This window comes from Polaromonas sp. AER18D-145 (genome assembly GCF_002379095.1).
In the GTDB taxonomy this organism is placed as follows: domain Bacteria; phylum Pseudomonadota; class Gammaproteobacteria; order Burkholderiales; family Burkholderiaceae_C; genus Polaromonas.
Genome location: NZ_NBZV01000031.1, coordinates 35,840 through 55,870 on the forward strand (window position 1 = coordinate 35,840; position 20,031 = coordinate 55,870).

General features: G+C 65.4%; 23 protein-coding genes. 8 read left to right on the plus strand and 15 right to left on the minus strand.

From position 1 onward, the window contains the following. Window positions 1–17 precede the first annotated feature (17 nt). The 11 genes from B7G52_RS15420 to hpaR all read right to left on the minus strand — a co-directional run bounded on the left by B7G52_RS15420 (window position 18) and on the right by hpaR (window position 9,113). Entirely contained in the window at window positions 18–920 is a 903-nt protein-coding gene (locus tag B7G52_RS15420; protein WP_096698434.1) for a DMT family transporter, read from the minus strand. Next, complete coding sequence (locus B7G52_RS15425) at window positions 917–1,912, minus strand: 2-dehydropantoate 2-reductase (RefSeq protein WP_096698435.1); 996 nt, start codon at window positions 1,910–1,912, stop codon at window positions 917–919. Before B7G52_RS15425 ends, B7G52_RS15420 begins: the two co-directional genes overlap by 4 nt. A gap of 38 nt (window positions 1,913–1,950) precedes the next feature. After that, the gene (locus B7G52_RS15430; protein ID WP_096698436.1) at window positions 1,951–2,721 is read right to left on the minus strand and encodes a class II aldolase/adducin family protein; all 771 of its coding nucleotides are present in this window, start codon (window positions 2,719–2,721) and stop codon (window positions 1,951–1,953) included. 12 nt (window positions 2,722–2,733) lie between these two features. Then, window positions 2,734–3,555: an aldolase/citrate lyase family protein gene (locus B7G52_RS15435; RefSeq protein ID WP_096698437.1), complete on the minus strand. Its 822-nt coding sequence runs from the start codon at window positions 3,553–3,555 to the stop codon at window positions 2,734–2,736. A gap of 9 nt (window positions 3,556–3,564) precedes the next feature. Next, entirely contained in the window at window positions 3,565–4,365 is an 801-nt protein-coding gene (gene hpaH / locus B7G52_RS15440) for a 2-oxo-hept-4-ene-1,7-dioate hydratase (protein WP_096698438.1), read from the minus strand. 2 nt (window positions 4,366–4,367) lie between these two features. After that, a complete protein-coding gene (locus tag B7G52_RS15445) occupies window positions 4,368–4,775 on the minus strand; it encodes a 5-carboxymethyl-2-hydroxymuconate Delta-isomerase (protein WP_096698439.1) in 408 nt (135 codons plus the stop codon). A 14-nt stretch (window positions 4,776–4,789) separates the two neighbouring features. Further along, a complete protein-coding gene (gene hpaD / locus B7G52_RS15450; protein WP_096698440.1) occupies window positions 4,790–5,713 on the minus strand; it encodes a 3,4-dihydroxyphenylacetate 2,3-dioxygenase in 924 nt (307 codons plus the stop codon). A 142-nt stretch (window positions 5,714–5,855) separates the two neighbouring features. Beyond that, window positions 5,856–7,316 carry a 5-carboxymethyl-2-hydroxymuconate semialdehyde dehydrogenase gene (hpaE, locus tag B7G52_RS15455; protein ID WP_096698441.1) on the minus strand — a complete coding sequence of 487 codons (1,461 nt, stop codon included), beginning with the start codon at window positions 7,314–7,316 and terminating at the stop codon, window positions 5,856–5,858. A 2-nt stretch (window positions 7,317–7,318) separates the two neighbouring features. After that, entirely contained in the window at window positions 7,319–8,065 is a 747-nt protein-coding gene (locus B7G52_RS15460) for a fumarylacetoacetate hydrolase family protein (protein ID WP_096698442.1), read from the minus strand. Further along, the gene (locus B7G52_RS15465) at window positions 8,062–8,685 is read right to left on the minus strand and encodes a fumarylacetoacetate hydrolase family protein (RefSeq protein ID WP_096698443.1); all 624 of its coding nucleotides are present in this window, start codon (window positions 8,683–8,685) and stop codon (window positions 8,062–8,064) included. Before B7G52_RS15465 ends, B7G52_RS15460 begins: the two co-directional genes overlap by 4 nt. After that, window positions 8,682–9,113: a homoprotocatechuate degradation operon regulator HpaR gene (gene hpaR / locus B7G52_RS15470; protein WP_096698444.1), complete on the minus strand. Its 432-nt coding sequence runs from the start codon at window positions 9,111–9,113 to the stop codon at window positions 8,682–8,684. The genes B7G52_RS15465 and hpaR overlap by 4 nt, the downstream gene beginning before the upstream one ends. 107 nt (window positions 9,114–9,220) lie before the next feature. On the opposite strand from hpaR, the gene radA reads away from it, so the two are divergent. The 5 genes from radA to waaF all read left to right on the plus strand — a co-directional run bounded on the left by radA (window position 9,221) and on the right by waaF (window position 13,569). Further along, the gene (gene radA / locus B7G52_RS15475; RefSeq protein ID WP_096698445.1) at window positions 9,221–10,588 is read left to right on the plus strand and encodes a DNA repair protein RadA; all 1,368 of its coding nucleotides are present in this window, start codon (window positions 9,221–9,223) and stop codon (window positions 10,586–10,588) included. Between the two features lie 175 nt (window positions 10,589–10,763). Beyond that, the gene (locus B7G52_RS15480; RefSeq protein ID WP_096698459.1) at window positions 10,764–11,198 is read left to right on the plus strand and encodes a glycerate kinase; all 435 of its coding nucleotides are present in this window, start codon (window positions 10,764–10,766) and stop codon (window positions 11,196–11,198) included. A 98-nt stretch (window positions 11,199–11,296) separates the two neighbouring features. Further along, entirely contained in the window at window positions 11,297–12,238 is a 942-nt protein-coding gene (locus B7G52_RS15485; protein ID WP_096698446.1) for a branched-chain amino acid transaminase, read from the plus strand. Window positions 12,239–12,240: 2 nt separating this feature from the next. Then, window positions 12,241–12,450, plus strand: coding sequence for a zinc-finger domain-containing protein (locus tag B7G52_RS15490; protein WP_096698447.1), 210 nt, complete (start codon window positions 12,241–12,243; stop codon window positions 12,448–12,450). 99 nt (window positions 12,451–12,549) lie between these two features. Then, complete coding sequence (gene waaF / locus B7G52_RS15495; RefSeq protein ID WP_096698448.1) at window positions 12,550–13,569, plus strand: lipopolysaccharide heptosyltransferase II; 1,020 nt, start codon at window positions 12,550–12,552, stop codon at window positions 13,567–13,569. A gap of 3 nt (window positions 13,570–13,572) precedes the next feature. On the opposite strand, the gene B7G52_RS15500 is transcribed toward waaF, so the two are convergent. From B7G52_RS15500 to B7G52_RS15515, 4 genes are all read right to left on the minus strand, one after another. Continuing rightward, window positions 13,573–14,190: a carboxymuconolactone decarboxylase family protein gene (locus B7G52_RS15500; protein ID WP_096698460.1), complete on the minus strand. Its 618-nt coding sequence runs from the start codon at window positions 14,188–14,190 to the stop codon at window positions 13,573–13,575. A 337-nt stretch (window positions 14,191–14,527) separates the two neighbouring features. Beyond that, window positions 14,528–15,739 (minus strand): ATP-binding protein, encoded by a 1,212-nt coding sequence (locus tag B7G52_RS15505; RefSeq protein WP_096698449.1) that lies wholly within the window; start codon window positions 15,737–15,739, stop codon window positions 14,528–14,530. A gap of 159 nt (window positions 15,740–15,898) precedes the next feature. Further along, window positions 15,899–16,609, minus strand: coding sequence for a response regulator transcription factor (locus B7G52_RS15510; protein ID WP_096698461.1), 711 nt, complete (start codon window positions 16,607–16,609; stop codon window positions 15,899–15,901). A 270-nt stretch (window positions 16,610–16,879) separates the two neighbouring features. Next, window positions 16,880–18,286, minus strand: coding sequence for an AmpG family muropeptide MFS transporter (locus B7G52_RS15515; RefSeq protein WP_096698450.1), 1,407 nt, complete (start codon window positions 18,284–18,286; stop codon window positions 16,880–16,882). Between the two features lie 69 nt (window positions 18,287–18,355). Here B7G52_RS15515 and B7G52_RS15520 point away from each other — a divergent pair, with 69 nt between their 5' ends. From B7G52_RS15520 to B7G52_RS15530, 3 genes are read left to right on the plus strand one after another with little or no spacing between them, the layout of a single operon-like run. Next, a complete protein-coding gene (locus tag B7G52_RS15520; RefSeq protein WP_096698451.1) occupies window positions 18,356–19,174 on the plus strand; it encodes a M48 family metallopeptidase in 819 nt (272 codons plus the stop codon). A gap of 4 nt (window positions 19,175–19,178) precedes the next feature. Then, entirely contained in the window at window positions 19,179–19,526 is a 348-nt protein-coding gene (locus tag B7G52_RS15525) for an Hpt domain-containing protein (RefSeq protein ID WP_096698452.1), read from the plus strand. 15 nt (window positions 19,527–19,541) lie between these two features. Further along, window positions 19,542–19,931: a response regulator gene (locus B7G52_RS15530; protein ID WP_096698453.1), complete on the plus strand. Its 390-nt coding sequence runs from the start codon at window positions 19,542–19,544 to the stop codon at window positions 19,929–19,931. Window positions 19,932–20,031 lie beyond the last annotated feature (100 nt).

A 20,031-nucleotide genomic window follows, 5' to 3' on the forward strand; every position in this document is an offset into this window, starting at 1 on the left:
GTTCCGTCGGCGCGGGCTCAGCGCTTGCGCAAGCCCAGCACCATCACCGCGCCAACCACCAGCAGCGCGCCAGCCACTTGCACCGGCGCAATCGCTTGCCCCAAAATCAGCCAAGCCAGCACCAGCGCGAACACCGGCTCCACGTTCATGATGGCCGAGTTGCCGACCACGCCGAGTTTGGGCAGCACGGTGAACATGATGGTGAAGGCCGTGCCGTACAGAAAGGTCAGCGCGGCCAGGCCCCACCAGCCGATGGGCGCCTGCGGCAGCTGGAAGCCGCCTTGCACGGCCACGCCCGCCAGAGCAAACAGGCCGACGATGCTCATGGTGGTCAGGGTGCGCACGCGGCCATCGACATCACCGGCCTCGTGCTGGGTCAGCACCAGCGCCACGCCGAAGGTGGCCGCCGCCGCCAGCGCAAAGGCCACGCCGGTGCCGATGCGGCCCCACTGCCCGGCCGCGCCCAGGCCCGACGCGGCGCCCAGCACGTCGAGCGCCAGCGCCAGCCCGATCAGGATCACCGGCATGGCCAGCAGCAGGGCGCGCTCGGGCGAGCGCCGGTACAGCACCCAGTCCCACAGCGCCGTCCAGATCGGGTAGGTGTTGAAGGCCAGCAGGGCCAGCGCCACCGGCAGCCGTGCGACGGCCGAATACAGGCACAGGCTTTGCACCGCGATCAACAGGCCGATGACCGGCAGGATGCGTTTGTTGCGCGCGGTGAAGCGCAGGGGCACACGCTGGATGGCCAGCAGGGCCGCCACCGCCAGGGCAGTGACCACGCTGCGGAAAGCCACCGCCGTGGCGACGTCCACGCCGTTGTTGAAAGCCAGGCGTGCCGCCACGTGGTTGGCGCCCATCATCAGGGCGATCAGCAGCAGGGTGGCAAAGGCGGTGCCGCTCAGGGCCCGGCGGGTGCTCATGGGTAAAGCCCGTGAACGCGGGCATGCAGGCGCGACAGACCGAGCAGCGCGTCGGTGAAGGGGGTGGGCACCTGCGTCAGCTCGCCCAGTTCCTTCACCACGCTGACCAGGGCGTCGAGCTCGACCGCCTTGCCGGCTTCCACGTCCTGCAGCATGGAGGTCTTGAAGGCGCCCAGCTTGAGCGTCACCGCATGCCGGTCTTCCGGTTGCTGGGCGATCGGGATGCCGATGCGTGCGCCTATCTCTTTGGCTTCGAGCATGATCTTGGAGATGAAGTCGCGCACTAGGGCATCGCCGAGGATCAGGTCGGTGGTGGCACCGGTGAAGGCGCTGATCGGGTTGACCGTCATGTTGCCCCAGAGCTTGTACCAGGCGTCTTTCTGGATCTGCGCCGACACGCTGGCCGCAAAACCGGCGCGCACCAGCAGGTCTGCCAGCGCCTGCACACGCGGGCTTTGCGCGCCCGAAGGCTCGCCGATGATGAGCCCGTTGCCGAAATGATGGCGGATCACGCCGGGCGCATCGACCGAGCAACTCGCATGCACGACGCAGCCGATGATGTTCGCCGCCGGAATGGCCGCGGCGATTTCGCCGGTGGCGTCCACCGCCTTCAGTTGGGTGCCGGCGTACGGGCCGCCAAAACCCTGGAAGAACCACCAGGGCACGCCGTTCATGGCAGTCAGGACGAGGGTCTCGGGGCCGATCAGCGGTGCGATCTGGCGTGCCACGTCGAGCAGCGCCGGCGCCTTCACCGCGATCACCACCAGGTCCTGCACGCCCAGCGCGGCCGGGTCGGCGTTGGCACGCACAGCCACGGAACGCGTGTCCGTCCCGCTTGCCACGCGCAGGCCGTGGCTGTTCAACGCTTCCAGCGTCGCACCGCGCGCCACCACGCTGACGTCGCAGCCCGCCGCCGCGAGTCCGGCGCCCAGCCAGCCACCGATGGCGCCGGCGCCGTAAATACAGGCTGTGTTGATTGTTTTGTGAGTCATTTTGGCTTCTGGCCCTTTATTGACGGGCGCATGGCGCTCTAGTTTTGATAGCTGTTGTCGAGCCGGTCGACCTGCCGCACCAGCGCGTCAAAGACATCCTGGCCGGCGCCGTAGGCCGGCTGGAACTGCAGCGCGTCGCGCGTGGATTTTTGCGCCACTTCTTCTGTCACCGGAATTGCCGGGCCCATGCTGAAGGTGGCCAGCTGGATTTCGCAGGCACGCTGCAGCGTCCACAAAATGGCAAAGGCCTGCGGCAGGGTGTGGCCCCAGGCCAGCAGGCCGTGGTTGCGCAAGATCACTGCCTGCCGCGTGCCGATGTTGTTGACCAGGCGCGGGCCTTCCTCGGCGTGGATGGTGATGCCTTCGAAGTCGTGGTAAGCGACCTTGTCATGCAGCTGGGCCGTGTAGAAGTTGGTCTGCTGCAGGCCGCCCTGCAGGCAGGCGACCGCCACGCCGGCGGTGGTGTGGGTGTGCATCACGCAGTGGGCATCGGGCAGGCCGTCGTGAATCGCCGCATGCACGGTGAAGCCCGCCGGGTTGACCCGGTGGGTCGAGCCGTCCAGCACCCGGCCCTGCAGGTCGATCTTCACCAGGTTGGAGGCGGTGACCTCGCTGTAGTGCAGGCCGAAGGGGTTGATCAGAAACTGCTTCTGGCCGCCGGTTACGCTGTCCGGCAGCCGCACCGTGATGTGGTTGTAGATCATCTCGGTCCAGCCGAGCATGGCAAACACGCGGTAACAGGCGGCCAGCTCGACGCGGGTTTTCCATTCGTCGGGATGGATGCCGGGTTTCTGGAGGATGGCGTTCATGGCGGTCTCCGGTCAATAGGTCTTGCTGACAGGCGCGGGCGCCGCCGCTGTTTTGAAAGCGGCAGCCAGCGCGCTGGTGGCCCGGACCAGCAGGTGGGTGTCCAGCCCCACGGCCACAAAGGTGGCGCCCAGGGCCAGGTACCTGCGCGCCGTGGCTTCGTCGGGCGACAGGATGCCGGCGGCCTTGCCGGCGCGGGTGATGCGCTCGATGGCGTCGGCAATCGCCGCCTGCACCTCGGGATGGGCCGGGTTGCCCACATGGCCCATGGACGCCGACAGATCGGCCGGGCCGATGAAGACACCGTCTACACCGTCCACGGCGGCGATGGCGTCCAGGTTGTCGAGCGCGGCCTGCGTCTCGGCCTGCACCAGCAGGCAAACCTGTGCGTTGGCTTCATGCGCGTACTGCGGGTAGCGGCCCCAGCGCGAGGCACGGGCACCGCCCATGCCGCGTATGCCGCCCTGGCCGTCGGCTTGCGGATAACGCGAGGCGCGCACCAGCGCGGCGGCCTGCGCGGGCGTGTCCACCATGGGCACCAGCAAGGTCTGCACGCCGATGTCCAGGTACTGCTTGATCAGCGCTTCGCCGACATGGCCGTGGCCCATGGGCACACGTGCAATCGCGTGCGAGCCGGGGTAGCCGGCAAGCACCTGCAACTGCGCCAGGATGCTGTTGATGTCGTTGGGAGCGTGCTCACCGTCGATCAGCAGCCAGTCAAAACCGGCGCCGGCGCAGATTTCGGTGCTGTAGGGACTGGCCAGGCCCAGCCAGAGCCCGATCTGCGCGCGTTTTTCGGCGATGGCCTGCTTGAAGGGATTCAGGGGTGTTTGCATGGGGTATCTTTAAACAAAGTGAAATTCAAAACGACCGAGGGGTCCGTAGTCGGCGTCGAAGCGGTCGCCGGCTTTCGCGGCGACCGGCCGGGTGAAGGAGCCGGCCAGCACCACCTCGCCGGCTTGCAGGCCTTCGCCCCAGGGGGCGAGTTTCATGGCCAGCCAGGCCACGCCAGTCGCCGGGTGGCCCTGCACACCTGCGGCCAGTCCGGTTTCCTCGACCACGCCATTCTGGCGCAGGATGGCGCCGACCCAGGGCAGGTCGATGCCCTGCGGCGACACCTTGCGGCCGCCCAGCACGATGCCGGCGTTGGCGGCGTTGTCGCTGATGGTGTCCTGCACCTTGCGCATGGTTTTGCTGTGGCGGTCGAACTGCTCGATGCGCGCGTCGATGATCTCGATCGCGGGTTGTACATAGTCGGTCGCGTCCAGCACGTCGTCGATCGTGATGTGTGTGCCTTCCAGCTTTTTCTTCAGGATGAAGGCCAGCTCCACTTCCACGCGCGGCGCGATGAAGCGAGCCGCCGGAATGTCGCCGGGCTCGAAAAACATGTCGTCCAGCAGCGTGCCGTAGTCGGGCTCGTCAATCTGGCTGGAGATCTGCATCGCGCGCGAGGTCAGGCCGATCTTGTGGCCCCTGGCCACGCGCCCTCCGGCGATCTTCATCTGCACCCAGGCGCGCGAAATGGCGTAACCGTCCGCGACGCTCATGCCGGGGTAACGTTTTGAAAAATGCTCGACCTGCACGCGGGTCTTCTCGCTGTGGTCCAGTTCGACGGCCAGCTGGGCAATGAGTTCGGGACTGAACATGGTCAGGTTTTCTGGAAGAGAGGGTGTAGGTTGCTGTGTTTGCCGTCGTAGACCTGGCCGGGGCTTTCGTCCACCTGCAGTGTGATGCCGATCAGCCGGTCCTTCATCAAGGGGTCAAAATGGGCCGTGGCGACCGCCAGCAAAGCGTCACCAGCTCTCTTTTTGGTAGCGTCCGAGCGGCCGGCGGCCATGCGCAGGTTCAGGTAGACAAAGGCGTAGTCCTGCTTCCCGTCGGCCACCGCGTAATGCGCGGCCGGATAGGCCAGCACACGCGTGCCGCCGGTGGGAAAGACCTGCTTTCCTTCGTCGTCCTGCACGGCCAGCATGGTGTCGGCCAGCGCGCGGCACAGCGCCGTCATGTCGCTGGCGGTCTCGAGGTTGGGGGTGTAGAGGATGACGAGGTGTGGCATGTTGTCTTGTTGGGTCAGAGTCGGCTCACGGCCTGGTAGCCCTGCGCGGACGAAGCCTGCGCGGCGGGAATGGCGGCGCCGGTCTGCGGCGTGACCGGAAACACCGCGTTGATCTGCCCCGTGCCCGAGGCGCCGAAGTAGGGCGTGATGACCTCGGCCTGGCCGTCGTAGTCGGACCAGCCCAAGGCGCCCAGCAGCATGGCGGTGTCGTGCATGAAACCTTCGCCATGGCCCTTGGCGGCGTACTCGGGCAACATGGCGCAGAAGTCCTTCCAGTCGCCGCGCTGCCACATGCGCACCACCTCATGGTCCAGCGTTTCGAGGAAGGGGCTCCAGACCTTGAACGCGTAGTCGGGTGCCAGGCCGTTCTGCGCAAAACGGTGCGACAGCGAGCCACTCGCAAAAAAGGCCACGGTGCCGTCGTACTCGTCTTCAATCGCGCGGCGCATGGCCCAGCCCAGGCGTGCGCTGTCGTTCAGGTAATGCGCCTGGCACAGCGCCGAGACCGACACCACCTGGTAGTGCTGGTCGGCGTTCATGTAACGCATGGGCACCAGCGTGCCGTACTCCGGGTTCAGCGTGGTGGCGTCGTGCGCCAGTGTTTCGACGCCGTGCGCATTGCAGACTTTGGCCAGCAGCTGGCCCAGTGCCGGGTTGCCCGGAAACTCGAAGCCCATGTTGCTGATGAAGTGCGGCAGCTCGTTGCTGGTGTACAGGCCCTTGAAGTGCGGCGCGCAGTTGATGTGGTAATTCGCATTGACCAGCCAGTGCGTGTCGAACACCACGAGGGTGTCCACGCCCAGGGCGCGGCAACGTCGGTCCATTTCCAGGTGGCCATCAATCGCGTCCTGCCGCGTGCCCTGGCGCGGGCCGTCCAGCTCGCTGAGGTACATCGAGGGCACGTGGGTGATTTTGGCGGCGAGAGCTAGTGTTCCCACAGGAATACCCCCGGTCTTGTCATTGCGGGCCTGACCCGCAATCCATGGTGGTGGAACAGGGCGCCGCTTCTTGCGGACATGGATCCCCCCGGATCGGAGTCCGGGGCAGGCTCCTCAAGTCCGGGATGACAAGGTGTCATGTTCATGCGGCCCCCCAATGCGGAATGTGATGGCTTCCCAGTGACACAGCCACATTCTTGGGCTCGCAGAACACCTCGTAACTCCAGGTGCCGCCCTCGCGCCCGGTCCCCGAGCCCTTGGTGCCGCCGAAAGGCTGGCGCAGGTCGCGCACGTTCTGGCTGTTGACGAAACACATGCCGGCTTCGACGGCGGCGGCGACGCGGTGGGCGCGGCCGAGGTTCTCGGTCCAGACATAACTCGACAGGCCGTAGGGCGTGTCGTTGGCCAGGCGGATCGCGTCGGCTTCATCCTTGAACGGGATCAGGCAGGCGACCGGGCCGAAGATTTCTTCCTGCGCAATCCGCATGTGGTTGTCCACATCGGCAAACACCGTGGGCAACACGTAGTTGCCTTTTTTCACGCGCTCCGGCAGGTCCGGCGCGCCCAGCCCGCCGCACAGCAGGGTCGCGCCTTCCTTGGGGCCGAGCTCGATGTAGCTGCGCACCTTGGCCAGGTGGCCCTGCGAAATCATCGGGCCGATGGTCGTGGCCTCGTCGAGCGGGTCGCCGACCTTTATGCGTCGGGCGCGCTCCGCGAACTTGGCGGTGAAGTCGGCGTAGATCGACTGCTGCACCAGGATACGGCTGCCCGCCGTGCAGCGTTCGCCGTTATTGGAGAAAATCATGAACACCGCGGCATCGAGCGCGCGCTCGAGGTTCGCGTCGTCAAAAATCACGAACGGTGATTTGCCGCCCAGCTCCATGCTGAATTTTTTCAGGCCGGCGGCCTGCACGATGCGGTTGCCGGTGGCGGTTGAGCCGGTGAATGAAATCGCGCGCACGTCGGGGTGGCGGCACAGCGGCTCGCCGGCGTCCTTGCCGGTGCCATGCACGATGTTGAGCACCCCTGGCGGAATGCCGGCTTCGAGTGCGAGCTCGCCCAGCCGTGCCGCCGTCATCGGCGACAGCTCGCTCATCTTCAGCACCGCGGTGTTGCCAAAAGCCAGGCAGGGCGCAACTTTCCAGGTGGCCGTCATGAAGGGCACGTTCCACGGCGAGATCAGCGCACAGACGCCGGTCGGGTGGTACAGCGTGTAGTTCAGGTGGGTTTCGGTCGGGTAGGTGTGGCCATCGACCCGGGTGCACATCTCGGCAAAGTAATAAAAGTTGTCGGCCGCCCGCGGGATCAACTGCTTGCCGGTTTGCGCAATCACCTGGCCGCAGTCGTTGGTTTCCATCTGCGCGATTTCGGGCACCTGGGCGGCGATCAGGTCGCCGAGCTTGCGGATGATTTTGGCGCGCTGCGGCGCCGGCATGCCGGCCCACTTCGGAAAAGCCTCTTTCGCGGCGGCCACGGCGGCGTTGACTTCGGCTTCTCCGCCAGCAGCGACTTCGGCCAGCATGTCCTGTGTGGCGGGGTTGACAGTTTCAAAATAGTTTTCGCTGGAAACCGGTTTGCCGTTGATGAGGTGATCTATTTTCATATTCATTCAATCGTGTTGAAAAGTTCGCCCAGGCCCTCGATGCTGGTGACAACCACGTCGCCGGGCCGGCAATCGACCACCCCATCGGGTGTGCCCGTCAGGATCAGGTCCCCCGGCTGCAGTGTCATGAAGCTGCTGAAATATTCGATCAGGAAGGGCAGGTCGAAAATCATGTCGCGCGTGTTGCCCGTTTGCGTGATTTTTCCGTTGACGGTGGTTTGCAGCGCCAGCGCCATGGGATTGGCCACATCGGCCGCTTCCACCAGCCAGGGCCCGAGCGGCGTGCAGGCATCGCGGTTCTTGACGCGCAAATTGGGACGGTACCAGTTCTCGAGGTAGTCGCGGATCGCGTAGTCGTTGGCGATGGTGTAGCCGGCGATGAAGTCATACGCATCGTCGCGCTTCACCTTTTTGGCGGTCCGGCCGATGACCGCCGTGAGTTCACACTCGTAATGCATGAACTGCACACCGGCCGGGCGGCGCGTGAGCTGCCGGTGGCCGGTCAGCGTGCCTTCGCCCTTGATGAACACCAGGGGTTCTTCGGGCGCCTTGAATTCGAGTTCTTTCGCGTGGTCGGCGTAGTTCAGGCCCAGGGCAAGAATGGTGCGCGGGCGCGGCGTGGGCGCCAGCGGCGGCAGCCAGGTGACGGCGTCTTCACTGACGAGCCGGCCATCATCGAGCTGCAATCGACCATCGCGTTCGATGGCGTGTTGTGCCTTGCCCTCATACACAACGCGGGCGTGCTTCATGACGCCTCCGCTACGAGAGTGTTGCTCAGCATGCCGAAGCTCGGCGCGCTGATATCGATGCGGTCACCCACTTTGGCCAGCGGCTGGCCTGCATCGCAGCCCAGCATGAGCACATCGCCCGGACGCAGCGTCATGAAGCCGCCGACATCGGTCAGCAGCCGGGCGGCGTCGCGCACCAGGTGGTTGAAGTTCACGGTCTGTTTGAGTTCGCCGTTGATGCGAACCTCCAGCATGAAGCCCGAAGGATCGCCGGCTTCGCCGGCAGGCACCAGTTGCTCGCCGATGCCGAGAAAGCCGTCCAGGCATTTGAACTTGACGGGCGGCCGGAAAAAGCTGGCGTGCGGAACGGACAGGTCGTTCACCAGCACGTAGCCCGCCACTTCGCCGGCCTCACCCATCACCATGGCGATGCTGGCGCCGACTTCGACCTCAGGGACCCGAGCCGGCACGGGGATGCTGGCGCCGCTGGCGCTCCAGGTGTTGGCCGGCTTGACATACAGAACCGGCGCTTGGGGCGGCGCTTTGTACGGCGGCTGGTTCATCTGTGGCGCCAGCGCCTCGACCTCAGCGCGGAAGTTCAGCAGCACGCCGTACACGGTTCCTTCAGGTATCCAGCTCATGGCTGCTCCAGTGCAATCACTTCGTCGAGCAGCGCGTACAGCTGGGCGAGTTTGTCTTTTCCCAGGGTTGTTTCCATCCAGGCGTAGTGCGCTTCGATGGCCCCCGACAGCGTGGCCACCAGTTGCACACCTTTTTCCGTGGCTTCCACGGTGGTGCGCCGCTGGTCCGCCGGATCGCGCGAGCGCTGGATCAGGCCGTCGCGCTCCATGCGGGTCAGCACGCCCGTCAGGCTGGGGCCGAGGATGAAGGCTTCGCGTGCCACCTTGCCGGTTTCCACCACGCCGTGTTCGCCCAGCACCCGCAACACGCGCCACTGCTGGTCGCTCAGCGCATGTTCGCGCAGGCGCGGCCGGGTGTGCGCCATGACCGACTCGCGCGCCTGCAGCAGCAGGCGGGGCAGGTTGCGGTGGGTAAACGGCGTGTTCATGGGCTGGGGGTGAATTTATTTAACATGTTAAATGATTCGGAGTTGGCCGCCAAGCGCGCGAGGCCGGGATTAACCCGTACTGTGAATAACTACAGTAATATCGCCGCATGGCCAAAGACAAAACGATTTACACCTGCACCGAATGCGGCGGCACCAGCCCCAAATGGCTGGGCAAATGCCCGCACTGCGGTGCCTGGAACACGCTGATCGAGTCGGTCGCGGAGAGTCAGTCGCCGGTGAAAAACCGTTTTGCCTCGTTGGCCAAACCGTCAGAAGTCGCGACCCTGGCCGACATCGAAGCGACCGACATGGCGCGCACGCCCACCGGCCACGAGGAGCTCGACCGTGTGCTGGGTGGCGGCATTGTCGAAGGCGGTGTGGTGCTGATAGGCGGCGACCCGGGCATCGGCAAGTCCACCTTGCTGCTGCAGGCGCTCGATTCCCTGCAGCGCGCCGGACTCGACACCCTGTATGTGACCGGCGAGGAAAGCGGCGCCCAAGTGGCGCTGCGCTCGCGCCGGCTCGGGCTGGACGGCTCGCAGGTCAAGGTGCTCGCGGAGATCCAGCTCGAGAAAATCCTTGCCACGCTGGAGGCCACGCGGCCGGCCGTGGCCGTGATCGACTCCATCCAGACCGTATATTCCGAGCAGCTCACGTCGGCGCCGGGCTCGGTCGCCCAGGTACGCGAATGTGCGGCCCACCTGACGCGCGCCGCCAAGTCCAGCGGCGTCTGCATCATCCTGGTCGGCCATGTCACCAAGGAAGGCGCACTGGCCGGTCCGCGCGTGCTCGAACACATGGTCGATACCGTGCTTTATTTCGAGGGTGACACCCATTCGAGTTTTCGCCTGGTGCGGGCCATCAAGAACCGCTTCGGCGCGGTCAACGAGATCGGCGTGTTTGCCATGACCGAAAAAGGCCTGAAGGGGGTGAGCAATCCCAGTGCGATTTTTCTGAGCCAGCACGCAGAACCGGTGCCCGGCAGCTGTGTGATGGTGACCTTGGAGGGCACACGCCCGTTGCTGGTGGAAATCCAGGCGCTGGTCGACAGCGGTGGGCCGAGCCCGCGCCGCTTGTCGGTGGGCCTGGACCGGGATCGCCTGGCGATGTTGCTGGCGGTGCTGCACCGCCACGCCGGTATTGCCTGCATGGACCAGGACGTGTTCGTCAACGCCGTCGGCGGCGTGCGCATCAGCGAGCCGGCGGCCGACCTGGCCGTGATGCTGGCCATCACTTCCAGCCTGCGCGGCAAGCCGCTGCCCAAGGGTTTCATCGCTTTCGGCGAGGTCGGGCTGGCCGGCGAGGTGCGGCCTGCGCCGCGCGGCCAGGAGCGGCTCAAGGAAGCGGCCAAGCTGGGCTTCAGCGTGGCCGTGGTGCCTAAGGCCAATGCGCCGAAAAAGCCGATCGAAGGCTTGACCATCCATGCGGTCGAACGTGTGGAGCAGGCGATCGAGGTGGTGCGAAGCCTCGCATAGCGGGATCCGCCATGGTGCGGCGGATTCAATGCTATCAAATAAGTAGCTGTTGGCGCCCGACCTGTCTGGGCTGAAGGCCAATTTCGCTTGAAAATGACACGTGGCGACCGCCGTGCGGCATGCCGTACGCACTCCCCGCAGCCGGGAGGCGGCCGGCGGCTGCGAAAATAGCGCCATGAACTTCCAGAAAATTTTTGTTCCGATTGCCGGCGTCGCTGTGGTGGTGCTGGCTTACCGCGGTTTCGGCTGGGCCGGTGTGGCGGCTGCGGTCGGCGGCCTGATGATGTGGCTGCTGCTCCACTTCACCCGCATGATGCAGGTGCTCAAGCGCGCGGCCAACCGGCCCATCGGTTATGTCGACAGCGCCGTCATGCTCAATGCCAAGCTCAAGGCGGGGATGACGCTGCTGCATGTGGTGGCCATGACCCGAAGCCTGGGCGCGCTGCAATCCGACAAGGACGCGCAACCCGAGGTGTTCCGCTGGACCGATGGCAGCCAGTCGCATGTCACCTGCACCTTTGTCGGCGGCAAGCTGGCGCACCATGAACTTTTCAGGCCACCGGTGACGGATTCGCTGCCGGCCGCCGACGGCCCGCCGCCCGGCCCGTAAAATCAGCGTTTCGGGTTTTTCGGCAGGTTCTCCGGTCCGGCCGGCAGCAGGCCAGGCGCCGGGAACCCTTTCACGACATTCATCACAGGATCAGCACCATGTCCCCAGTAGCACCCTCCATGGAAGACCGCGACGGCAAAATCTGGATGGATGGCCAGATGGTCGAATGGCGTGACGCCAAAATCCACGTCCTGAGCCACACCCTGCATTACGGCTGCGGCGCCTTCGAAGGCGTGCGTGCCTACAAGACGGCCGACGGCAGCACGGCCATCTTCCGGCTGGAAGAACACACCGAGCGCCTGTTCAACAGCGCCAAGATCCTGCGCATGAAAATTCCTTTCAGCAAGGAAGAGGTCATGGAAGCGCAAAAGGCCGTGGTGCGCGACAACAAGCTGGAAAGCTGCTACCTGCGCCCGCTGACCTGGATCGGCTCGCAAAAGCTGGGTGTCAGCCCCAAGGGCAACACCATCCACCTGATGGTGGCGGCCTGGCCCTGGGGTGCCTACCTCGGCGAAGAAGGCATGCGGCGCGGCATCCGCGTGAAAACCTCCAGCTACACGCGCCACCACGTCAACATCACCATGACGCAGGCCAAGGCGGTCAGCAACTACACCAACTCCATCCTCGCCAACATGGAAGCGCTCGACGACGGTTACGACGAAGCCCTGCTGCTCGATGCCTCGGGTTTCGTCAGCGAAGGCGCGGGCGAGAACATCTTCGTGATCAAGGGCGGTGTGGTCTACACGCCCGACCTGTCGGCCGGTGCCCTTAACGGCATCACGCGCAACACCATCTTGCACATCTGCAAGGACCTCGGCCTCGAATTGATCCAGAAACGCATCACGCGCGACGAGGTGTATATCTCCGACGAGGCCTTCTTCACCGGCACCGCCGCGGAAGTCACGCCGATCCGCGAACTTGACCGCATCGAGATCGGCGCCGGCTCGCGCGGTCCCATCACCGAAAAAATCCAGAGCGCGTTTTTTGACATCGTCAACGGCCGCAACCCCAAATACGCCGGCTGGCTGGCCAAGGTCTGACCATGAGTACCTCTTTCACCGTCGAACTGCTCGCCAAGGACCTGAACCCGCAAGGTGGCGTGTTCTGTCCCAGCCCCAAGGCCGACATGGCCATCTGGAACAGCCACCCCAAGGTCTACCTCGATGTGGCGCGCACCGGCGAGGCCAAGTGCCCGTATTGCGGCACGCTGTATCGCCTGAAAGCCGGCGAACACGTCGGTGGCCACCACTGAGTTGGCCCTGCCTTGCCGTTCGGGCTGAGCCTGTCGAAGCCTTCTCCCGCCATGGCAGTTTGCAAACACCCTTCGACAAGCTCAGGGCGAACGGAAGTCATGCAGAATAATTCGGGCCGAACCCTGGTCATCGCCCCCCAGTGGATAGGCGACGCAGTCATGACCGAGCCGCTGCTGCGGCGCCTGCACGCGCGCGGTGAACAGCTCAGCGTCGGCGCGCTGCCCTGGGTGGCGCCGGTGTACCGCGCGATGCCGCAGGTGCACGAGGTCATTGAATTCCCGTTTGCGCACGGTGGCCTGCAGCTGAAGGCGCGGCGCGCGCTGGCGAGGCGGATTGCCGGCCAGTTCGACACCGCCTACGTGCTCCCCAACTCGCTGAAAAGCGCCTTGCTGCCCCTGCTGGCCGGCATTCCCAAACGGGTCGGCTACCTCGGTGAAGCGCGCATCGGCCTGCTCACACACCGGCTGAAAAATCCGGCCAAGGGCCAGCGTCCGCCCATGGTGGCGTTTTACTCGGCGCTCAGCGGCGACACCGGCCTGGACGCAGACCGGCCGCAATTGCAGATGCCGGCGGCCGAGGTCGGGCAAGCGCTGGCCGAGCTCGGCCTGGCGCGCGGCGGCTACGACGTATTTGCCCCGGGCGCGGAATACGGGCCGGCCAAGCGCTGGCCCGCCGCACATTTTTCCGAACTGGCGCAACGCCTGGCTTTGCCGGTGGTGTTGCTGGGCTCGGGCAAGGAAGCGGCGCTGTGCGAAGAGATCGCCGGGCCGGCCAACGCGGTGCGACCCGGTGCCTGCATCAACCTGGCCGGCAAGACCACGCTGGTGCAGGCGCTGTGCGCCATCGCGGCGGCCCGTCAGGTAATCAGCAACGACTCGGGCCTGATGCATGTGGCGGCGGCCTTTGGCGTGCCGCAGGTTGCCATCTTCGGCTCGTCGAGCCCGCTGCACACGCCGCCGCTGAGCGCGAAAGCCACGGTGCTCTGGCTGAAAAACGATGCGGACTACCTGCCACCGCTCGATTGCGCGCCCTGCTTCGAGCGCGAATGCCCGCTGGGCCACACGCGCTGCCTGAACGACATCAGCGCGGCGCGGGTGCTCGCGGCACTGTCGCCCTGAAACTCAGGCCGGAAAGGCCGCCAGGGCGCTGAAGCCCGGCTGCGGCTGCCCCGGTGTGCGCGCCACATTCATCACCCAGCAGACCATCGCGAAATAGCCGACCAGCGTGGTCAGTTCCACCACGCCCTGTTCGCCGAAGAGCGCCAGGGCGGCGGCGTACGAGCTGTCGCTGACGCCGTGGTGCTGCAGCAGTTCGGTCACGAAGTCCACCATGGCCGCTTCGTCGGGGGCTGTGCTGTGCGGGTGTCTGCCTTCGGCGATGGCATCCAGGCTGGCCTGCGACACGCCGGCCTTGAGTGCCAGCGGTGCGTGCATCAGCCATTCAAACTGGTTGGACACATGGCGCGCCACCAGGCACATCGCCAGCTCACGGATGCACACGTCCAGCATGCTGTCAAAACGCAGGTACTCGCCCACCTGGCCGACGCGCGACATCAGCGCCGGACTGCGCAGCAGGGGAATGAAAGGACCGAACACCGCCTTGCGCGGGCCGGCGATCAGGGCATCGGCCGCTTCACGCTGCGCGGCGGACATCGCTTCGGCTGGCAGCATGGGAAGCCGTTCCGGAGCCGGGGTGGAGAAGCCCTGGCGGACAGGTGCCGCCGGATGGTTGGTGTTCACGCTCAAACTCCCGCAATCAAGTAGCTGCCGATGGTAACGCGGGGAGAGCGGCTGTCCCGCAGGTGTAACCGGGCAAAAAAAAGACCACCTTGCGGTGGCCTTGCCAAGTCCTTTGAGGGACGTCGTTGAGACTGATGATCTGTTGATCGATTTGGAGTCTTCTGCCTTTGTTTTCAGCGATCGATGTTGTCACAGCAACTGCGCGACTTTAAAGGGTAGATAGTTTTTATGGCATCCCCTATTTAGGGGAGGGATGTCGTTTTTTCGCGTAACAGTATTCCAAAATGAGATTTTCTTCACGCCTGCGTAAGCGCGGCGGCCCTGTCCGGCGCCTGCGCTAGGCGGCAGCGGGCATCGGCAGCTCGACCACAAAAGAAGCGCCTCCGCCCGGCCTGTCCTCGCAGCGCACGCTGCCGCCATGGCGCTCGGTGATGGATTTGACCAGCGCCAGGCCCAGCCCCACACCGCCTTCGCGTTCGCTGGCGCCCGGCAGGCGATAGAAAGGCTCGAAAATGCGTTCACGCTGGTCCGGCGGCACACCCGGTCCGTGGTCGTTGACGCGGATCACGGCACGCCGCTGAGCACCCGCGCCGGTCTGTCCGAGTTCCAGGCTGACTTCGCCGGTGCTGTAACGCCTGGCGTTTTCCAGCAGGTTGCGGATCAGGCGGCGCAGCAGGCGTGCCGAGCCCTGCAGCGTGAGGCTTTCGGTCTGGGTCGCCGTGCCGAGTTCGGCCTGCACCCGGGCACATTCCTCGGCGGCCAGACCGGTCAGGTCCAGCACCTCGAACGGTTCGGCGTCGGCCTGTTTGGTATCGAGCCGGCTGGCCAGCAGGATTTCGTCGATCAGCTGGTCCAGCTCGTTGATGCTGCGCGAGATTTCGGCGCGCTGCGTCGAGCCGGCGCCGCCCCCCATCAACTCCAGGCCCATGCGGATGCGCGCCAGCGGCGAGCGCAACTCGTGCGAGGCGTTGGCCAGCAGTGATTTGTGCGAGGCCAGCAAGGCTTTCTGCGACTCCATCAGCGTCTCGATGCGCTCCGCGGCGTGGTTGAAACGTTCAGCCAGAAAAGCCACTTCGTCGCTGCCCTGGACCACCATGCGGGCCGACAGGTCGCCGCTGCCCCAGCGCTCGACGCCGCGCTGCAGGCCTTCGAGCCGCTGCGTCAGCCGGCGGATGATGGGATAGGCGCCCAGCGCGACAGCCAGCGCGACCAGGCCCAGCATCCAGCCAAAGCCAAAACCGTAGGGCGGGCGGTTCCAGGAGCTGCCGGGAGGGCGTTTGGGTCGGGGCAGCTGCAGGTTCAGGGTCTGGCCGTCGCGCGTTTGCACATCAAACTCCAGATCGTCCCCGCGTTTGCGGTCCGGCCTGGTCTGTGCCCGGCCGATGACTTCGCCGGCAGCGTTGTACACCAGGACTTCGCGGATCGGCAGTTGGGGTGGGTCGGTGCTCAGTTGCCAGGCGGCGCCGACGAGAAAGGCGAGCACCACCACCGTGGCCACCACGGCGAGCCAGATCCGTACATACAGATGCGAGGTAAAACGTGACCACATCCCGGAACTCCTATAAATCCGATTTCCGGGCGCATGGCTTCGTTGCCCGGTGCTCGGAATCCTCATGCACCGAAGTGCATTCCGGTGTCCTGCGCTCCGTGCGCCTCACCCTGCATCCCGGAAATCGAATTTCTAGAAGTTCCATTCGACGCACTCCGTTCAATCCTGCTGCTTGGCAAAAACGTAGCCCACACCGCGCACCGTGAGAATGCGTTTGGGGTCTTTCGCATCGAGCTCGATGGCGCTGCGGATGCGCCCCATGTGCACATCGATCGAGCGGTCGAAAGCTTCGAGTTCGCGGCCACGCACGGCTTCCATGATCTGGTCTCTGGAGAGCACGCGGCCGGCGCGCTCGGCCAGCGCCACCAGCAGGTCGAACTGGTAGGACGTCAGTTCGCAGAGCTTGCCGGAGACCGACACGGTGCGCGCGTCGCGGTCGATCTCGAGCGAGCCGAAGCGCATGGTCTGCTGGCTGCCACCGGTGCTGGTCGCCTCGCCGCCGCGGCGCAGAACGGCGCGGATGCGGGCCAGCAGTTCACGCGGCTCAAAGGGTTTGGGCAGGTAGTCGTCGGCGCCGATTTCCAGGCCGACAATGCGGTCCATCGGGTCGCCCTTGGCGGTCAGCATCAGCACGGCCGTGCGGCCGGCGTCGCCGCCCAGGCCCTTGATGCGCCGGCACACTTCGAGGCCGTCCATGTCGGGCAGCATCAGGTCGAGGATCACCAGATCGGGTTTGCAGCTTTGCAGCGCTTCCAGGCCCTTGCCGCCGTCGACCGCATGGGTAAACCCGTAACCCGACTGGCGCAGGTATTCCCCCACCATGGTCGCCAGGCGGGTGTCGTCTTCGATCATCAGGAGTTGCTGTGTCATGGGCGGGTTCACCGTGCGGGTGCTTGTGGGCTGATCAGTGTAGCTATTGGCGCCCGCCGGCGGGGTGGCTGCCAGCACGTCGGTGGTGAAAGGGCTGGGGGTACGGTCACTCATGGAGGCTCCTTCGTCAATGACCGCCTCATGGTGCGCGCCGCGTAACAAGTCGCGTTAAAGCCGCTGTAAAGTTAGGTAAACCGTCGCGGCCGCCCGGATTGGTCGATCCAGGGCTTTTGGAGTGCTATGAAATCAGTAGCTGTTGGCGCCCGTGAATCAAGGGCTGGGCGGCATTTTCATACGTGAAGCCAGCCACACCAGCAGCAGCACCGGCGCCCCCAGCAAGGCCGTCACCGTGAAAAAACTGCTGTAACCAAACGCGTCCACATAGGTGCCCGAGTAGCCGGCCAGAAATTTCGGCAGCAGCAGCATCATGGAGCTGAACAAGGCGTACTGCGTGGCCGAATAGTTGATGTTGGTCAGGCTCGAGAGGTAGGCAATGAAGGCCGCCGAGGCGATGCCGCTGGACAGGTTGTCGGCCGAGATCACGAAGATCAGCGCATTGACATCGTGGCCGAGCGAGCCCAGCCAGGCAAACAGCAGGTTGCTGCCGGCGCTCAGGACGGCGCCCAGCATCAGCACGCGCATCACGCCAAAACGCATGGCCAGCGCCCCGCCGACAAAGGCGCCGACCAGCGTCATGATCACGCCATAGATCTTGGTGACGGCCGCGACCTCGTCCTTGGTGTAACCCATGTCGACGTAGAACGGGTTGGCCATGATGCCCATCACCACGTCGCTGATGCGGTAGACAGCGATCAGCATCAGGATCAGCGCCGCCTGTTTGCCATAACGGCGCAGGAAGTCGGCAAAGGGTTCGACCAGCGCGCTTTTCAGCCACTCGGCGGCGTTGCGCGCAGGCGGCAGCTCGCGCGGGGCCGGTTCGGGCGAAAACAGCACCGTCACCACGCCCAGCAGCATGGACGCCGCCATCGCGAAATAGGCGATCTGCCAGGCACCGTGCTGGTAGCCGATGACACCGTCCGCACCGGTCACCTCGGCGCGCGCGGCAATCCACAGGACGCCGGCGCCGGCCCAGATCATCGCCATGCGGTAGCCGGTCTGGTAGGCCGCCGCCAGCGCGGCCTGGCGCTGCACGTCGGCCGACTCGATGCGAAAGGCGTCGAGTGCAATGTCCTGCGTCGCCGAGCCAAAGGCCACCGCCAGCGCGCACCAGACCACCGGCAGCAGGGCGAGTTTGGGGTCGGTCAGCGCCATGCCGACCAGGGCCGCCATGATGACGGACTGCGACAGCAACAGCCAGCTGCGCCTGCGTCCCAGCAGGCGCGTCAGCAGCGGAATCGGCAAGCGGTCCACCAGCGGCGCCCAGACCCATTTGAAGCCATACGCCAGCCCGACCCAGCTCAGGTAACCAATGGTGGTGCGGTCAATACCGGCTTCGCGCAGCCAGAAACTCAGCGTGCCGAACACCAGCAGCAGCGGCAGGCCGGCGGAAAACCCGAGCAGCAGCATGCGCAGGGTGGGCGCCTCGAGGTAGACGCGCAAGGTCTCGCCCCAGCTTGGGCGCGCGGCCCGGGCGGGAGCGATTGCGGAAAGATGAGCTTCAGAAAGCGGCGTTGGCTGACGTTTTGCCTGGGGATCGTCGGATAAGGTCTCGCTCATGCAGGAATAATACGCTGTGGGCCGTTTTGCCCGACCGGCCGGAACCTGCCCCTTTATTTGGAGAAGGCGATGACATTTGCGTTGAGACTGACCCTGGCGGCCTTGTCCGCAGCCCTGTTGCTGGGCGCGGCACCGGCCCAGGCCCAGCGTGAAGGGGTGACCTTCGGCGGCAACTCGGGCTTCACCCAGCTGGTGCCGGCGGGGGAGATCGAGCAGGCCTCCCGGCAGCAATACGGCAAGATGCTGCAGGAGGCGGCGGCCCAGAAGGCGCTGGCCCCTGCCAGCCATCCGCAGTTGCAGCGCCTGCGCCGCATTGCCCAGCGCATCATCCCGCATGCCGTGGCCTGGAACCCGCGTGCGAAGGACTGGCAGTGGGAGGTCAACCTGATCGGCAGCAAGCAGATCAATGCGTTTTGCATGCCGGGCGGAAAAATTGCCTTTTACACCGGCATCCTGGACCAGCTGCAGCTGAACGACGATGAGGTGGCCATGATCATGGGCCACGAAATGGCCCATGCCCTGCGTGAACACGCGCGCGAGCGCATGGGCAAGTCGGCGGCCACCAACATCGGTGCCAGCCTGCTGTCGCAACTGCTGGGCCTGGGGGATCTGGGCCAGACCGTCGCAGGTCTCGGCGTGGAACTGATCAACCTGCGTTTTGGCCGCGAAGACGAGTCGGAGGCCGATCTGGTCGGCATGGAACTCGGCGCGCGTGCCGGCTTTGACCCGCGCGCCGGCATCACACTCTGGCAGAAAATGGCCGCGGCCAGCAAGGGCGCACCACCGCAGTGGCTGAGCAGCCACCCGGCCGGCACCACGCGGATTGCCGACATGGAGCGCACCCTGCCCAGGGTGATGCCGCTGTACGAGCGGGCGCGAAAAAGCTGAGCGCATGAGCACCCCGCAACAGGATTTTCAGAAGTTTCTCGATCAGCAGCGCGCCGACTACCGGCGTGCCTTGCCGGAAAAAATGGCGCACATCCGGACCCTGTGGAACGCGGTGGCCGGCGGTGGCGACACGGCGCCGCCGGCGGAGCTGGAGCGCCTGGTGCACACGCTGGCCGGCACGGCCGGCACCCTGGGGTTTCATGAGGTGGGGGCAGCCGCCAGGGCGCTGGAACTGCTGCTCGAGCAGGCCGCGCCGGCCGGTCAGGTACCCTTGCCACCACAGCGCGCCGAAATTGCGCTGGCCGTTGACGTGCTGCAGGCCAGCCTGCCGGCCGATGAACCTCTTTCTTGACCAAGGACGATAGCCATGAGCAAAACACTTGCCCGCATTCTTTATGTCGAAGACGAACCCGACATCCGCATGGTGGCGCAGATGGCTCTGGAGGCCGTGGGCGGCTTCACCGTGATCGCCTGCCCGTCCGGCAGCGAAGCGCTGGCCGCGGCACCGACCGCCCAGGCCGACCTGCTGCTGCTGGACGTCATGATGCCGGGCATGGACGGCCCGAGCACGCTCAAGGCCCTGCGGGCGCTGCCCGCCACGGCCGGCACGCCGGTGATTTTCATGACCGCCAAGGTGCAGGCCGCCGAAGTGGCGCAGTACCGCGAGCTCGGTGCGATCGACGTGATTCACAAGCCGTTTGATCCGATGGAGCTGTCGGCGCAGATCAGCCGCATCTGGGCGCAGCGGGGGCAGTAAAAACATTTGCGCCTGCAGCCTGTCCGGAACGCTTCAGCGCAGAACCGGATTCGCCGCCGGCCATTGAAGCCAGACCCGTCCCAGCACCCCGCCCCATGCC